Source organism: Amycolatopsis rhizosphaerae (assembly GCF_007713715.1).
GTDB lineage: Bacteria > Actinomycetota > Actinomycetes > Mycobacteriales > Pseudonocardiaceae > Amycolatopsis_E > Amycolatopsis_E rhizosphaerae.
The window spans coordinates 1-16,513 of the sequence record NZ_VJWX01000104.1 but is presented as its reverse complement, the minus strand read 5'-3'; the positions used below and the strand labels follow the sequence as shown (position 1 = coordinate 16,513).

General features: G+C 61.6%; 10 protein-coding genes and 1 pseudogene. 9 read left to right on the top strand and 2 right to left on the bottom strand.

Going from position 1 to position 16,513, the window contains the following annotated elements; translation table 11 throughout:
- The 8 genes from FNH05_RS13210 to drmB form a co-directional block, all read left to right on the top strand.
- A partial coding sequence (locus tag FNH05_RS13210) for a hypothetical protein (protein WP_246127701.1) occupies nucleotides 1-481 on the top strand: 481 nt, incomplete at its 5' end.
- A gap of 466 nt (nucleotides 482-947) precedes the next feature.
- A complete protein-coding gene (locus FNH05_RS38840; RefSeq protein WP_222426600.1) occupies nucleotides 948-1,328 on the top strand; it encodes a class I SAM-dependent methyltransferase in 381 nt (126 codons plus the stop codon).
- A gap of 629 nt (nucleotides 1,329-1,957) precedes the next feature.
- Nucleotides 1,958-3,115, top strand: coding sequence for a DNA cytosine methyltransferase (locus FNH05_RS13200; protein ID WP_222426599.1), 1,158 nt, complete (start codon nucleotides 1,958-1,960; stop codon nucleotides 3,113-3,115).
- 865 nt (nucleotides 3,116-3,980) lie between these two features.
- Entirely contained in the window at nucleotides 3,981-4,922 is a 942-nt protein-coding gene (locus tag FNH05_RS38835) for a hypothetical protein (protein WP_222426598.1), read from the top strand.
- Nucleotides 4,919-6,433: a hypothetical protein gene (locus FNH05_RS13190; protein ID WP_144587905.1), complete on the top strand. Its 1,515-nt coding sequence runs from the start codon at nucleotides 4,919-4,921 to the stop codon at nucleotides 6,431-6,433. Before FNH05_RS38835 ends, FNH05_RS13190 begins: the two co-directional genes overlap by 4 nt.
- The gene (locus tag FNH05_RS13185; RefSeq protein WP_144587903.1) at nucleotides 6,430-8,139 is read left to right on the top strand and encodes an NERD domain-containing protein; all 1,710 of its coding nucleotides are present in this window, start codon (nucleotides 6,430-6,432) and stop codon (nucleotides 8,137-8,139) included. The genes FNH05_RS13190 and FNH05_RS13185 overlap by 4 nt, the downstream gene beginning before the upstream one ends.
- A complete protein-coding gene (locus FNH05_RS13180) occupies nucleotides 8,136-11,624 on the top strand; it encodes a helicase-related protein (protein ID WP_144587901.1) in 3,489 nt (1,162 codons plus the stop codon). The genes FNH05_RS13185 and FNH05_RS13180 overlap by 4 nt, the downstream gene beginning before the upstream one ends.
- A 2-nt stretch (nucleotides 11,625-11,626) precedes the next feature.
- A complete protein-coding gene (gene drmB / locus FNH05_RS13175) occupies nucleotides 11,627-13,537 on the top strand; it encodes a DUF1998 domain-containing protein (RefSeq protein ID WP_144587899.1) in 1,911 nt (636 codons plus the stop codon).
- A 24-nt stretch (nucleotides 13,538-13,561) separates the two neighbouring features.
- Here drmB and FNH05_RS39885 read toward each other — a convergent pair.
- Both FNH05_RS39885 and FNH05_RS13165 read right to left on the bottom strand, forming a co-directional pair.
- Nucleotides 13,562-14,858, bottom strand: a pseudogene (locus FNH05_RS39885) (IS701 family transposase).
- A 102-nt stretch (nucleotides 14,859-14,960) separates the two neighbouring features.
- On the bottom strand, nucleotides 14,961-15,404 hold the full coding sequence (locus FNH05_RS13165; RefSeq protein WP_144587897.1) for a very short patch repair endonuclease: 444 nt from the start codon (nucleotides 15,402-15,404) through the stop codon (nucleotides 14,961-14,963).
- Nucleotides 15,405-15,534: 130 nt separating this feature from the next.
- Here FNH05_RS13165 and FNH05_RS13160 point away from each other — a divergent pair.
- A partial coding sequence (locus FNH05_RS13160; protein WP_186382520.1) for a hypothetical protein occupies nucleotides 15,535-16,513 on the top strand: 979 nt, incomplete at its 3' end.

Below are 16,513 nucleotides of genomic sequence, written 5' to 3'. Positions count from 1 at the left end.
GCTGACCGGCGTTCATTCGCTCAGTCTGGTCCGCGTGGACGCCGGTTCGGGCTCCGGTGTCCCGCGGATCCTTCCGAAGGCCGCGGCCGCTTCGACGTTCCCCCTGCTGCTTCGCCGGGCGGCCATGGTCCTCACCGTGCTCGGGCTGGCGATGATTCCCTGGCTGGTCTTCCTGCACACCTGGCTGCCGGCCACCGCTCAGGCCTCGCACTGGGCCTGGACGTGGACGGGTCTGGACAGCTTTGAGGCGCTCGGCCTGCTCTCCACCGGACTGCTCCTCAGGCGCGGCGACTGCCGGGCCTGCCTGACCTCCGCCGCGACCTCGGCCCTGCTGCTGGTCGACGCCTGGTTCGACACCATGACGGCTGCCCCGGGTTCGGACTTCAAGCTGGCGGGGCTGATGGCGGTCTTCGCCGAGTTGCCGCTGGCGGTGGCCTGCGCGGTTCTCGCGACCCGGACCTTCCCTCGGCCGAGCCGCTGAGCGGAAGAGCTCGCGACGTAATCGGCGCTTGCGGTCCGGTCCTTTTCGGGAAGTCCCCGGCCTGCCGCAACGGCGGTCCACGGGCGGTTCGTTCGGCCCGCTCGGGTCGACTGCCGACAAAGTCGGCGCTGGCGCAAGCAGGTTGCACACGAACACAACTGATTGACCATCAGAGATGCTTCGATGGCCCAATCGGACATTTGGGGAGGAATTATGAGGCATTCGCGGGCAGTGATCGGCGCGGTCGCTGCCGCCGCCGTCGCCACCTGGTGGTTCACCGACTCCGCGCCGTACCCGTACTCTCAGCGCTGGCTGCTCGACCTGCCGCTGCCGTTCCTGACTCTGAAGCGTCTGGACCACGTGCTGCAGGCTCGGGAGGGCGAGAGGATCCTGGAGATAGGCCCCGGAACCGGCCTGCAGTCGCTGCACGTCGCACCGCAGCTGGGCGAACGGCCAGCTGGACATCGTGGACATCCAGCAGGAGATGCTCGACCACGTGGGCCGCCGGGCCAAGGAGCAGGGCGTCGACAACATCGTGCCGAACTGCGCCGACGCACATGAACTTCCTTTTGCAGATGGCTCGTTCGATGCGGCTTACCTGGTGACGGCGCTGGGCGAGATCCCGGATCCGGCGCGTACGCTGGCCGAGCTGCGCCGGGTGCTGAAGCCGTTCGGGCGGCTGGTGGTCGGCGAGTTCTTCGACCGGCATCAGATCCGGCCGTCCTCGCTGATCAGCCTGGTGGGCCTAACGTGTCAGTATACAAACCGCGGCGTGCTGGTCCAGGGGTCTGAGATTACGATCAACCTGACGACCACTCGCCATCTGATGGCGGGTGGTCGTCAGTGACGTACGACACATCACCATGGGCCTGAGTGGAAACAACGCGTCGCGACGGCTTTTGTGGTGTGCGGAGCGGACTACGTCCGACCCAGTATCGCTCGCGCCTAAGCCCATTGTCAGTAGGTGCATGTCAACCCACACATCTCGGTGCTGGGGCCTGATCGACAACCATCAGCCAGGCCAAATAAGACAAACTCAGCGCCGGTCAAGCAGTGCCGGTTCGTGTTTCATGAGCTCTGACGAACCGTTTCGATGGCAGCCGACTTCCATTCGGAATCCGTCACCCTGGGCCTCTCGTCGACAGTCTGCACAGGCTGAGTGGCCAGCGGCGGGGCCCTGCCGACATCCTGTCCCACCCGTGTCGGAGATCGTTTCCATCTCTGCACCCGACGTATACTTAAGCGCCGCGGGAATAGGTAACAGATAGATTGAGTAAATGCTTCAGTATGCAATCTCGACGTCCAGGAAGGCGAAGTAGTCAAGAGCGAGCCGGATGACCTGCTCGACTGGGCTTCAGTAGAACCAAACAGTTGGCCTCGATGCGGGGGTGTGGGCTAGGATCTCTAAGGGCTGACGGGGCGTCGTATCAGCTCGGAAGGCAGGCATGCAATACGACTGGCGACACCAGACCACGCTTGACCGCCGACCTCGATGCTGATCGCTACAATGCGCGCATGAACCGCGTTCCGCGTCCGGTCGAGCTGCGACCGAAGCCCCGTACGGGATCAACCCGGCGCCCACACGAAGCCCCCCGGGCCCGTGTAGGCTTGCCCAAGATTGTCAGCCTATTCTCCGGTGCCGGTGGGCTCGACCTTGGCTTTCATCATGCCGGATTCCCGCTGGTTTTCGCCGTAGACAAGTCATTGGCTGCCATCTTAACGCATCGCCGCAACTTCAAGAAAACATCATCGATAGCCGTCGACTTAGAAGAACTTGGTCCGAGTGGGGTCATGAAACATCTCGATGGCATTCTTGCACCCGGTGAGTCGATTGGAGTAATCGGAGGCCCCCCATGTCAGGGATTCTCGCGGGCAAACACTGGCTCGACGGCAAATGACCCACGTAACCGCCTTCCGTTGCTTTATCTGCAGATTGTTGAGGCATTGCAGGTAAAATACCAGGTCGAGTTTGTGCTTTTTGAGAATGTGCTTGGCATAAAAGACACCAAGCACACCGTGGTCTTTCGAGGGATCCTATCTAAGTTCCGGGAGATTGGCCTGACTGCGGACGTCAAAGAGTACTCGGCGCTCGATTACGGAGTGGCTCAGACAAGAAATCGTGTGATCATCTCTGGATTCCGAGACAGTGAGATTGGTCGGAAATTTCAGCCTAAAAAAACGACCAAATCGGATCTGACAGTTCGCTCGGTGATCGGCGCTCTTCCGGAGCCGGCCTATTTTTCGCGTGGCCTAGAGCGATCCGACATCCCGTACCACGAGAATCATTGGACCATGCGACCGATTTCCAAGCGATTCTCGCAGCCCGGAGGTGCTGATCGTGCTGGTCGGAGCTTCAGGCGTCTGGAGTGGGACAAGCCCAGCCCGACAGTTGCATACGGCCACCGTGAGATTCATGTTCACCCCGATGGCCGTCGGCGGTTAAGTATATACGAGGCGATGCTGCTGCAGGGCTTTCCGAGTAGCTTCGTGCTGGAAGGAACTTTGTCGGCGCAAGTTGAGCAAGTATCGAACGCGGTGCCACCACCATTGGCCAAGGCACTCGCCGTCGCGATAAAGTCCGCGATGTCTCGCGTGGCGCAAGCCTCGACCGTAGACGCGAAGATCAGTGCTTGACGTTTAATAGCGGAGTCTCTGGCGGCAGGAGCACCGCCGGTCTTCGCTAGGGGTGTATCGAAGTTGGCTTGGGCAGGGTTTGCGCTGTTCGGTCTGTCGGTGATCAGGAATAGGTGAGGCAAGTAGTAGCGGATTGATCGACCATGAAACGCCTGAACACCGGAGACCCCCTCGACACCTTGGGATGGCGGGGCGGTTCGACCTGGCCGACGTGCAGTGCGCGCTTGCTGGAGCTGCTACTTCCTTCGCCGTCGCGATCGGGTCGGCCGTCATTCGTGGAGAAAGCGGCCGCTGGTTGATGAAGCCTTGCGGCGGTGCGCACTGGTGCACCGAAGCGTGACCACGCACGGAGCGTGAGCTCCGGCCTGCGGAATGTTGTGGAGCCGGAAGCGCAGCGGTGTCTGGCAGCAAGCTTTGACCGCGCTGAAGGCCCTGCCTGATGCCGCGGGGCGCATCACCTGGGCTATCGGCGCGGTCTCCGCAATCGCAGCGCGCGCAGACCGTCCTGGCCGCTACGACGATTGCCCTCGACACGAGTGTCGACGCGTCGAGGGCGGCCGGGTCGCCACCACAGCCGCAAGGTTCCGCCCCGATGATCTGGCCAAACGACTACCCAAACATGTGTGTCAACGCATGTCGGCCGCTATCGGAGGCGAAAGGATGCTGCTTCTACATGGCCCTGAGTTACATCGATCCCCATGCCGATGTGAGCGGGTGTCGATGGTGGCCTATCCGATGCAACTGCCGCCCCAAGGAGTTGACCACCTACTGTCCCTACTCACTTGCCCCGTGAAGATCACGAAAGGTGGCTGGAGTACTAGGATCGGTAGCGTTCTACAAGGGGCGGAGTTGAGGTTCCGAGGAGGTGGCGGTCGTGTCGGCTCCTGACGGCACCCTGGTTCGGCTTGCGCTCTCTGAGTCTGGTGCTGCTAGCGGGCTCGCCGCGCCATGGATCGGGCGCTTGCTGGTGCTCGGGGCAATGGCTGCTCGATACTCAAAGCGCCTCAGTGGTCGCCAGCTGATTATTGCTATTTCGGTTCCAAAGCGCGACTTTGCAGCTGCTCTTATCGGGTGTGGCTGGGTGCTCGCAAGCGAGGCTCCAGCGCTGACTGATCCTCTTGAGACCCTGCGCACGTTAAGATCAGGAGCGCCGATCCGCGCCGTGAACAGCAGCCATGTTGTGACCGGCTTCTTCTCTACTTTGAACGAGAAGCTTCAACCGCCACGCGTTCAATTCGCAGATTCGACGTGGAAGGTCGACGGCATTCGGGCGCTCGCCCCATTGCCTGAACTGGAGCAAGCGCAGCGAGCGCCTCGACCCGAGCCTCGCAGTATCGAACACATGGCGGGGCTCGATCAGACTTGGGATGCACGCCTAGCCCTGCCAGCTGCTGACCTCGCCATCGTCGGTACGTTGGCATGGCTGGAGAAGGACTTTGAGGCATATCTTATTAAGGATGGCGATCAGTGTCCTCCGAGTTCAATCGGATCGCTGCTGATGCCAAAAGTTGGTCGAGCGGCAACCTGGTTTACCCGGATCTTCGCATCATCCCAGTTCGCCGAGAATATCCCGCTGCCGCGGGATTTGAGGGCGGTGATACTCGACGGCAGCGGCGCGATCAAGTACCTGGCCGAGATCGAGACCCCAGTCGCGATCTGTATCTTCGACCGCTCGGTTGCGGACGAGACCGCAGTGGAACTGGTGGTGCAGATGCGCAATACCCGGAGCGAGCCCATCGGGATGAACGAGTTGCGCTGGCACCCGCCAGAGGGTGTCGAGGCGCTGGCCTTCACGGTGGCATTATGAATCGGATCGTGCAACTCAAGCGGCGGTACGCGGCGTCTGCGGCTCTGGTCAAGACAGGTGTCGAAGTATTGGCTGTAGGCGATCCTGCCGGAGCACGCCTCAATGCGCTCGCGCGGCAGTTATTGGTTGCCGTTCGCGATGACGGACACGAGCTGTGGGAGGACTTAACAGGTGCCACGAAGGCGCTGCGCTGGCGTCGTGTGACCCAGCCGCAGCCGATTCATCTGAATTCCGCCCTTGTGGGTGGTGCAGCCGAACTGCGCCGACAGGTGCGACGCATGCGTGGTGCCGTCACAGATGAGGCCTTGCTTGATCAGCTCGCCGAAGCTGCAATGGCCGTCGGCGAAACGGATTCACCTGTGGGTGACGTCTTGCTCAGATCGATCGAAGAGATTGGTGCTGCCAATTGCGTTGTGGTTGCAGCGAACCGGACCGCCCAGTCCGGCCTGGCTGATTGGCTGAGGGAATGGGGCGTCGCCGTGGTCACGGTCGCCGACCTGGAACGGGAGTTCCCTTCGGCCGATCAGGCTTACGTGGTCGGTCCTCCCTGCTTCTTCCGGTCGTCCCTCGTCACGGCGCCCGTCACGAGCGGGGTCAGTTTCCTCATCCCCGCCTGGTTCGGCGATCGGACTATTCCGCGCTCTGCCCTCGCTGCCCATGCCGATGGTGCCATCCTTGTAAACGCCAAGGTGTTCACTGAGGGTGACACGAGCGAACCCGAGGTCGACGCGGCGGCCGCCGAGGTCGAGGACGAGTTCCTTCCGCAGCCTAGTTGGGGAAGCAGGTGTGAGGCCGAGCGAGAGCCGACAGCCGACGAGGTGGAGGCGCGAAAGGTGTTGCTGAGTGGTGACCTAGCCATCTGGCTTGACGACGGCGATCGCATCCGGGCGCTCGATACAGCGCAGCCACCTGGCGAACGAGTCGTTTACACCGACGTCAACGCCGTCCGACCGGGCACCTACCTCTTGCTCCGGCGGGGTGAGACCGAGCGCGGAGTGCTCTACCGTTCGGCACTCAACCGACTGTCGAGCAAAGAGGCTTCTATCAATGCTGCCCAGGTGGCGTGGAAACATGCGTTGGCTCAGAGGTTGGCGGACCTGGGCTACCGACGGACCGTGGTTGAACTTCGTGCGGCGGGCGTTAAAACCGCCCACCGGGCTAAGGCATGGATTGATCCCAATCTGGTTCGCCCGAACCGCGACGAGGACTTCGAATCGCTCCTTCGTTGGTTGGGCGTCGCTGTCCAACCCACGTTCCGGTACGCCACGATGCTTCGCCGCGCTCTTCATCAAGCGAGTGCCGAGCTTCGGGAACAGCTAGAGCGAGCGGTCTCAGCGGCTGATCTGTCCTTGCTCGAACGTGAAGGCCACTGGTTCCTAGGCAGTCAGCGAGAAGGTGTCCGCGGTCTAACTGCGACCCGTGTCCTCGCCATTTCGCCGTATACCGAGATTGTACCCCGGCACGACGCGAGGGTTCCATTCGAAGATCGGAGTGGGCAGTGGCTCGAATGATGCCGGCTTTTTGTCCGAGTGATGTGCCGCCCGGAGAGAAGGCGGTCTATGCGGCGCTGCAGTCGGATACTACAACTGACAGCTGGATCGTGCTTCACTCGCTCGGCATCGCCGATCACGTTCGGCAGGTTGAGGGCGAGGTTGACTTCGTGGTCATCGTACCCGATGCCGGCATCCTCGTAATTGAGGTCAAGTCCCATCAAACGATTGATCGGCGGGAGGACGGAAGCTGGAAGCTCGGGAACGACGCGCCCACATTCCGTGGGCCGTTCCAGCAGGCCAGCGAAGCGATGCACAGCCTTCGCGGGTATCTAAAAAAAAGGGGAGTGGACCTGCGCTCGGTGCCGATATTGTCGGCCGTCTGGTTCACAAGCGTTCGTGCACGCACGATGCTGCCACCCAACCCCGAGTGGCACAACTGGCAGATACTTGACTCTGAAGATCTGAAATCCGCTCCTAGAGCAGTCCTCCGAACGCTTGCCGCGGGCACGAAGCACCTCGACGACAAGGTCAAGTACTTTTCCTACGGAGGGGTCGGGCCGGATACGGATGTGGCCGCGCGAATCGCGTCGCTGCTGCGCCCCAAGTTCGAACTTGTGGTCGTTGCCGGGGATCGTCGACGCGCGCGCGAGTCCCAGCTGGTCACCTTCATTGAGGAGCAGTACCGCGCTCTCGACGCGGTCGCCGAGAACCGTGCCGTACTGTTCTCTGGACCGGCGGGTTCGGGCAAGACCTTCCTCGCTATGGAGTCGGCCCGTCGAGAGGTGGCGATAGGCAGACGCGGTCGACTCTTATGTTTCAACCGCTTTCTCGGGAAGCGCCTGACCAACGATATGGCAGATCTCGACGGCCTCATCGTCGGCACATTTCACCAGGAGTTGCTTCGGCTTGCGGGGCTGGACCGCGTCCCGGAGCATCCGTCGCCCGCTTTCTGGATGGATGAATTGACCGAACGAGCAACGGAGGCACTAATCGACGGTGGTGATGCACTGGTAAGTGACTTCCTCGTTGTCGATGAGGTCCAGGACATAGCCGCTGAGTCCTATCTCGATGTGCTGGATTTGATGGTTTCCGGTGGGTTAAAGGAAGGGCGGCTGCTTTTCTTTGGAGATTTCGAGCGACAGGCAATATTTGAGAACGAAAACGAGGACGGGCGCGGACGCTTGCGGTCGCGCGCGCCGTACATGATGTCCCACAAGCTGACGCAGAACTGTCGCAACCTGCCACGGATCGGTTACCAGGTCAACCTGCTCAGTCACCTACACCCTGGTTATCAGGAGTTCCGTCGCCTTGACGATGGTGTCGATCCGGTCTTCGTTAAGTACCGGACGAAGCAGGAGCAATCGTCACTACTTGCCGCTGCCATCCGGTCGTTGCGAGAGGAGGGTTACGACCTCGACGAGATTATCGTGCTCAGTCCAAAGCGCGACGGCTCGGTAGCGGAAATTACAACCGACCGGTGGCTTCGGCAGGTGCTGAAGCCCGCCGACGGCTTACCGGCCCGACCGGGTCAACTCCAATATTCCACGATCCACGCCTTCAAGGGGCTCGAGGCTTCGGCTGTCGTTGTAACTGACCTGGACCGATCGGCCGCCGCGGACAATTTCGACTCGCTGCTTTACGTAGGTCTAACCCGCGCGACAGATCGGCTCGTCGCATTCATCGAGTCCGGCACATTCCGGAAAGCATTTGGAGGAGCTACATGACTGGGCTCGAAACACGCGCTATCGTCGAGGCTGAGTTGCGACGAGAACTCTTTGGGCCTTTTAGTGATGAAGAGCCGCAAGGAAAACCACTCAATTGCTCCAGTGGATCGATTACCTTTGCCACCGTCGATGAGAGTCGAGGTCAGTTCTACGACGCCGTCACCCTGCAGGAGATCCTGACCAACGGCACACCACTCACCCGCTACGGAGTCGGCGTTCTCCATAGTGGTGCCGCCGTCCGTGGTACCGCAATCGGTGATGCCTCCGATGACGTCGACCTAACTGGCTTCCCGGGCGTTGGCCAGAACGAGGACGATCCGACAGGGCAGCAAGTCGAGATCAAGGGTTCTCTCCGGCAGGATGAGGCGGATTCCGATGACTTCGACTTGACCGATGCCAACCGGTTCAAGCCTTCGGCCATGGCGGTGTCGTTCCTGTGCAGGGTTCCGGCGGGTGGCTCTCTTGAGGTCGTCGTTACCGGAGCGCATTACGAGAAGCTCAGTGTTCACATTCCGGGCCTCAGCAAGACTGTGGATTGGTGGCGGCGGCGGCCTTTCATCCTTGTCGGGACCGTGCCTGGCAGTGTTCTCCGCACTGAGACGAACCAGCTCAAGATCGTGACTATGGTTCCCAACGGTGAAGCGCCTGGCATCGCGCCGACGACACGGATCTTCAGCCGATCGCTACCCGGATCGGATGATTCGGAACTCCGCCTTGTGACGGTCGCAGTGGTCAATCAGGTCATGGGTACCGGACCAAGTAGCGCGTTGTTTCAGATGGGTTTCACGACGAAGGGCAAGGGCGGCCTGCTTATCGAGCCCTACCCTGAGTTTGAACTCCCAGACCGGGACGACGAAGAGCAATCAATCGATCTGTTGTACCGGAAGAAGCGCACCTACGCCATTGGTCACGGCTGCGCTGCTGAGTGGGACGACACTCGGGAGTCGACCGTTCCCTCGGTCAGGGCGGTCGCGATGCCCGCCTACGAGGTAGTGAGCCTGACACCGAACATCTATCTCGCCGACGAGGACGGCAACTACCTGTTGGACGCGGATGGCGAGCGGCGGTCGGTCACGGTCAGCATGAAAGCGCTCGCGGATGGCAACGATGAAGGCCGGGAGCAAGTTGAAACAGTGCTCCGGCTCTATGGTGAATGGATCGCCGACCGCCGACGCGAGATCAACGACCTGCCGGAACAATTGCGGCCTGCCGCGGCCCGTCATATGGAACTGGCTGCGAAGGCCTTGAAACGGATGCGAGCCGGCTGGGGGTTGGTGGGCGCGAGCGAACTCGCTCGACAAGCGTTCAAGTGGGCCAACGAGGCCATGCTGTACCAGCAGGTGCGATCGAACTTCCCGCTGCGTGAGGTCGAGCGTGGTCGCGATGATGTCCTCCGCGTGGTGGGACGGCATCCGGAGCCGACTATCCCCATTGGTAAGGGGACGTGGCGCCCCTTCCAAATTGCCTTCATCCTGGCAAGTCTGCCCGAGCTCGTGGAGCCCACCACGGAGTCACGCTCACTCGTCGACTTGATCTTCTTCCCAACTGGCGGCGGGAAGACAGAGGCGTACCTTGGCGCCTCGGCGATTAGCCTATTAGCGCGGCGTCTGCGAAATCCGGAAGACGTCGGCACCGACACTCTGATGCGCTACACGTTGCGACTCCTTACGGCCCAGCAGTTCCTGCGTGCGGCATCCCTCGTGTGCGTTCTTGAGGAAATCCGCGATCGGAATGCGGACATGCTCGGGAATTCTCCTTTTGGCATTGGTATTTGGCTCGGTGGAACATCCACCCCTAACAACTGGGGGAAGGCCGTCGAAGTACTCGGGCGGCTCCGCCGCAATCCTTACGAGCAGAACCTGTTTCTGTTGCTTCGCTGCCCCTGGTGCGGTACTAAAATGGGCGCTAAGCCAAAGGGCAAGGGCGGCCAGGACGTCATCGGGTACGAACAGGTCGGCCAGAGAGTTGTATTGCGCTGCGTTGACTCGCAGTGTCGCTATTCGCGACGTGCGGGCCTCCCTGTTCATGTTGTCGACGAGGACATCTACGAGGTGCGTCCTTCGATCGTTATCGGTACAGTGGACAAGTTCGCCATGATGGCATGGCGACCGCGGGCTCGAAGCCTATTTGGAATCGACAACCATGGTGAGCGTGCGGTCTCGCCGCCTAGCCTAATCATTCAAGACGAGTTGCACCTCATCTCTGGACCGCTCGGTTCAATGGTCGGACTCTACGAACCAGTCATCGACGAGCTTTGCACAGATCGCCGCGGCCAGGCTCCAATCCCACCCAAGATAATCGCGTCGACAGCCACCATCAGACGCTATGAAGACCAGATCAAGAGCCTCTTTGGTCGGGAGAATGTCGCGTTGTTCCCGCCGCATGGTTTAGAAGAAGGACGATCCTTCTTTGCTGAACCTGCTCGTTCGGTCGACGGTACGCTTGAGCCCGGTCGCCGTTATATCGGTGTGATGAGCGCGTCACTGGGCTCGATGCAAACCGTCCAGACTAGAGTCGCGGCCGCCACGTTGCAGGCAGTTACCAAGGTTCCTGAAGCCGACCGTGATGGCTACTGGACCAATCTCAACTTTCTGAACTCTCTGCGCGAACTCGGCAACACTGTGTCGCTACTAGAGTCTGACGTCCCAGACTATCTGACCGGACTGATCCGACGAGATGGGATAGACCCTCGTTGGCCGAACCGCATAATGGAGCTCACTTCTCGGCGGCGATCGGATGAAATCCCGAAGGCCATCGAGCAGCTCCAGGTCCCCTACATGCCAGGCCGAGAGCGCCAGGAGGCGATCGATATCTGTCTGGCCTCGAACATTATCGAGGTTGGCGTGGATATCGATCGTCTTGGTCTGATGACCATTGTGGGGCAGCCGAAGACGACGGCCCAGTATATCCAGGTTAGCGGTCGAGTCGGCCGCCGTGCTGACATCAGCCCGGGCCTTGTCATTACGATCTATGGCGCCGCCAAGCCTCGTGATCGCAGTCATTTCGAGCGCTTCCGGACTTACCACCAGCAGCTCTATTCGCAGGTCGAACCGACGTCGGTGACGCCTTTTGCGGCACCCGTCCTGCGACGCGCGCTCCATGCGGCTGCCGTTGCCTACGTTCGGCAGACGGCGCCGGAGGATCTACCGCCGTATCCGTTCCCCTCGCGCGAATACGATGACGCGATCGAGCTGCTGCGCGAGCGCGTTCATATCGCTGACGTGGGCGAAGCCTCACTTCTGGAGCGCATGGCGGAGAAGCGCGCCCGGCAGTGGGACAGATGGGAGCGCACCGTTTGGGAGGCGAATCCAGCTCCGTGGGGCGACCCGAAGCAGGGATTAATGCGCTTCGCGGGCACGCTGCCCGACCTCGACAGTAAAGCCATGATTTGGGATGTGCCCACCAGCATGCGAAACGTCGACGCGGAGTGCCGTCTCGCAATCTCACTGGCCTACGCCCACGCTGACGCAGACATGGAGGACTGACTATGAGTACCGGGGCAATACGCCGGGCGCAGCTCGTTACCCCTTTTGGTGTTGGTGCCATGAGCGTGCTGGTCAATGGCACATCGGTCATCACAGCTGGCCTCGACCACTGGTATGATATCGATGATGCGGGCAGATTGGCGCTCGAGGAGTACCAAGAGCACGACTGGCGACTGGAAAAACGTCTCCGGGTTTCTGAATTCCGGTTGCCGCCGGATTATCGCTATCAGGGACAGGGAAACGATAACCGCAACGTCAAGCTCACCGTCCCTGTGCTGAGGTTTCCCCGATGGTGCTTCTGTATGTTCTGCAAGCGTCTGAAAATCTCGACCTTGACCATGCAACAACCCGTACTGTGCAAAGACGCTAAGCATGCCGACTGGAAGTACAAGCCCCGGATGTCTCAGGTTCCTTTCGTTGCAGTCTGCGCTGGAGGACACCTCGATGATTTCCCATTCGATAAGTGGGTTCACAAGGCGCATAGGCCGACCTGCTCCGGAACGCTTCGCTTAAAGTCTCATGGCGGGGGTGGGCTTGAGGGCCAAGTGGTCAGTTGCGACGAATGTGGAAAAGAACGATCGCTTCGAGGCATCACGGAAGGCCACTTCATCAATGGGGAGGAGCACACAACGCTGAGTGACCAGTTGTCGACTCCGAACGATCCGTTCCTGTGCACTGGGGCGCGACCATGGCTGGCAAAGCTTGAAGGCCCATGCAGCAATCCGATGCGAGGAGCTCTGCGTGCCGCCGGCAATGTGTATTTCCCGAAGGTCGAATCGTCGATCTACCTTCCGCAAAAGGAGGGGGCGGTCAGTGCGGAGATGCACGAGCTGATGCGCCATCCTGCGGTCAGCGGCACGATGCGGACGCTTCACGGCATATTTGGCGCAGACCTTGCTGTGCAGGTGCTCCGCGACAACCTGCTCAAGAACGTGCCGCCCGAGCTATTTGGACCAGTCTCCGATGAGGAGCTGATGGCTGGGTACCGTGACCTGCTCGGCGTGGGTGAGATCGTGCCCGAGTCCGGGGAAGATTCGGACGCTGAGCTGCTGACTGGTGATGACGAATGGCGATTCCCAGAGTTCCAGCACATCCGACACACGCCAAAGGATGACTATCTATCGGCAACCGATCCTGGAGTCCACCCTGATCTGAGGTCGCATATAGAGCGGGTGCGCTCCGTCGATGTGCTACGCGAGACGCGCGCGCTTCGAGGCTTCACGCGGGTGCGCGACGGCGTCCTCAAGCTGAGCGAGGGGAAGGCACTGCTCCGGCGCGAGCCGCTCCCACCCGTCCAGGCATGGCTGCCTGCCTATGTCGTCAAGGGCGAAGGCATCTATTTCGAACTCGACGCCGCGCAGTTGGCGGTGTGGGAGGCTCGTGCAGACGTGCAGGAACGCGCTCAGAAGATCACCGATCAATACAGTGCTGTCGCCTCCCAACGGGGTCTGCAGAATCGGACACTCAGCCCGCGCTTCGTGCTATTGCATACGCTCGGACATCTGCTTATCAATGAGCTGGTCTTCGCGTGCGGTTACAGTTCGGCTTCTCTCCGGGAGCGGCTTTACGTGTCCACCACCCCCGGCCGGGAGATGGCAGGGCTCCTGATCTACACCGCTGCCGGCGACTCTGAGGGCACGATGGGTGGTCTCGTCCGCATGGCGCGTCCCGACAACCTTCGCGCCGTCTTTGTCTCGGCACTCGGCGATGCACGCTGGTGTTCGACCGACCCTGTTTGCATGGATGCTGGTGAGAAGGGGCAGGGGCCGGACTCCTGCAATCTCGCCGCCTGCCACGGCTGTGCCCTGCTCCCGGAGACAAGTTGTGAGGAGTTCAACCGCTTCCTCGATAGGGGGCTAGTAGTTGGCACCTTCGATAAGCCGGACTTGGGATACTTCTTGCCCTTCGCCTAGTACTCCAGCTGGGGATCGTGATGTTCATGGTTCTTGGGTGGTTTGTCGCTGGTAGTGGGCTTGTTGGGCGCGGTGTTGGTGGTGTCGGCGCCACCAGGACCAGTGCAGGCAGGTGATGATGTCGTGGTCACGGTGGATGACGAGCCGGGTGAAGAGGTGCCGAATTTCGTTGAGCGACAACGGAATCAGGCCGGTTGGTGTGAGTCTGACTCGTTCGGCGACGGTGGTGATGGCGAGGAAAAGATGGGCCAGCAGGACCAGGGTGGTCCAGCGGTACCAGGAGGTCCAGGTGCGGACCTGGTGCTCATCCAGGCCGGTTTGCCCTTTGCTGGTTTGGAAGGATTCCTCGATCGTCCAGCGCCGTCCGGCGACCCGCACCAGGGCGGCCAGCGGGACCCGGCGGAGCGAGAAACAGCGGTAGAAGGTTAGTTCGCCAGTGCGGCGGTTGCGCCGGATTAGCAGCCACCGATACCCGTCTGCATCGCTGTCGGCGTCGTGGATGGTGAGGCCCAGTCGTAGAAGCGGTGTCCCTTCGCACCCCGCCCGGCCGAAAGCCGTTGCCAGGACCGTTTCGGCAGCCGGGCGGCCAACCGGTCAGCACGCTCGGTATCGATACCGGCGTGGACGCGGTGGTGGCAGGCCACCGCCAGCACATACCCCACCCCACGGTCTTCCAACTCGCCCGGCAGTGACGAGCTGGCGCCATAGACCTCGTCACCGCTCACCCAGCCCACTGGCACGCCACCCTCGAGCGCCCGGATGATCATCCTTTGGCCAGTTCCGTCTTGGTCGCGAACCCGGTGCCCTTGGGGATTCCTGCTCCGGCGCAGCGATCCTGGTCCCCGGTCCACGATGTCGGCAGATACAGCTCCCGGTCGATCAACGTGTGCCCGGTTTTCGTGGTGTGGGTGAGAAACACCCCGACCTGCGCGTTCTCGATCCGCCCGGCCGTGCCGGTGTACTGGCGCTGCACACCCGCGGTGTGCCGGCCCTTCTTCACATCCCCGGTCTCGTCCACGACCAGCATCGCGTCCTCGCAGCCCAGATGCTCCACCGCCATCGCCCGGACGTCATCACGGACCGCATCGGCCTACCACACCGCCCTCGACAGCAGGTCCTGCATCCCATCAGGACTGGCATCCCCGGCGTGTTCGGCGATCGTCCAGCAGTTCTTCCGCAGCAGATCCGACAACAACCCCAGCACGAACCCGCGGGCACGACGCCGCGGTTCCACCCGGGCGAACCGGCCAGCGACCCGCGCCATCACACCATCAAAGATCTCCCGCCACCGGCCAGGGTCTATGCTGTGGCCCGCGGCCATCACGCGATCTTGAGCTGTCTTCACAAACCGCCATGATTAACTGGTGGCCGCGCCTGCGTTCACCCACCCTCGCCAGGCAGATCACGAAGCCCGGCTGCAGTACTAGGGAGGGCTGGTACTCGCCGTGACGACGTTGCGAATGGCCTCGACGACTTTTTCAGCGTCCTCATGCTCCCAGAAGCGCAGGACGGTCCAACCTGAACGGCGCAGTTCCTCCGTCGTGTTCTTATCGCGCGCCATGTTGGCCGCGATCTTCGAGGGCCAGTAGTCGGCGTTATGATTAAAGCTTTTCCGGCCATGGACCGGACAGCCGTGCCAGAAGCAGCCGTCAATGAACACGGCCACGCGCCTCTTGGTGAAGACAATGTCTGCGCGCCGACGCAGGTCAGCCACTGGGGCTATCGCAACTCGGTATCGGAAGCCGAGACGATGGAGAGCGCGGCGGACCGCCATCTCAGGTTGGGTATCGCGGGACCGAATCGCCTGCATGTTGCGTCGCCGCCCAGGACTAGACGCCCATGATCTGGTCCTTGTGGTCGGTGGCATGCTACTGACGGTACAACACCACACCATCGAGTTCTCCTGTGAAACTGCCTTGACCTTGCCGGTCGACAGCGTCTAAGCATGTTCGTCAAATGACCATGCGTTCGTCGTCGAAACTGATACGTTCAAGGACATGACGGACACTGGCGCTTCCGCCACCCGTGACCTGCGCAAAGCGTCCGTGGACGAGGTTCTGAGCCGGGTCGAGGTTGGGCTGGGCGTGGCATTGGGCCGCGAATCGGTGGTCCGGAAACGCCGCACGGTCGGTGCTCCGAGCGATCGGGGAACTTGGGTGCGTATCGAGGTGCGCCCGTTGGCCAAGATCGCTGGCCAGGGCCAGGCGGCCAACGGCCTGGAGGCCGCAGAGTTGCTGACCGGGATCGCGAAGCCAGCCTGGTACGCGTCGCTGAGTTGGCACGATGCCGACGAGCAGGCGATCTGGCGTGCCGATGAGGTCGAGTTGTTGACGGATGAACCTTTGCAGCGGGGCAAGGTGCGGGAGGTGTCGCTGTCGGAGGCGTGGTGGGCGAGGTTGAATGCGTCGCTGGACGCGCTCGGCCGTCAGCACACGACACGGGTGGCAACGCCGGACACGGAGACCATCAACCACGCCCTGGTCGCGCGGGATATTGAGCGGGCTTTCCCGGGCCGAGTCGATGTGTCCCTTAACGAGCCATGGGTGCCTGCGCATGCAGATCTGGCGTGGCCGAACCTCACCTGGCCGGAGAGCTGGATCATCGACTGGGAAGATCACGGGATGGCCCCGCGGGGTCTCGACGCGGCGAACCTGTGGGCTCATTCGCTGGGTGTTCCGGGACTTGCCGCGCGGGTCTGGCGGGAGCGGCGGGCTGATTTGGAGACGCGGTCGGGCAGGCTGATGGCGTTGTTCTGCTGCTCGAAGGTCCTCAACGACTCGTCCATCCCTGGTGAGTTGCGGGAGATCACGCCGCGGGAGGCGAACCGCGTGATCGTCGACCTCGAACGTTGCCCCCCACAACCCCGCAGCGACGATGGGGAAGCCGCCCTACCAGCGGAAACGGCTCCAGAAGGAGCGGTTCGCGCAATGACCAAGTTGGTGGGCCGCCCGGGGCTCGAACCCGGAACCTATGGAG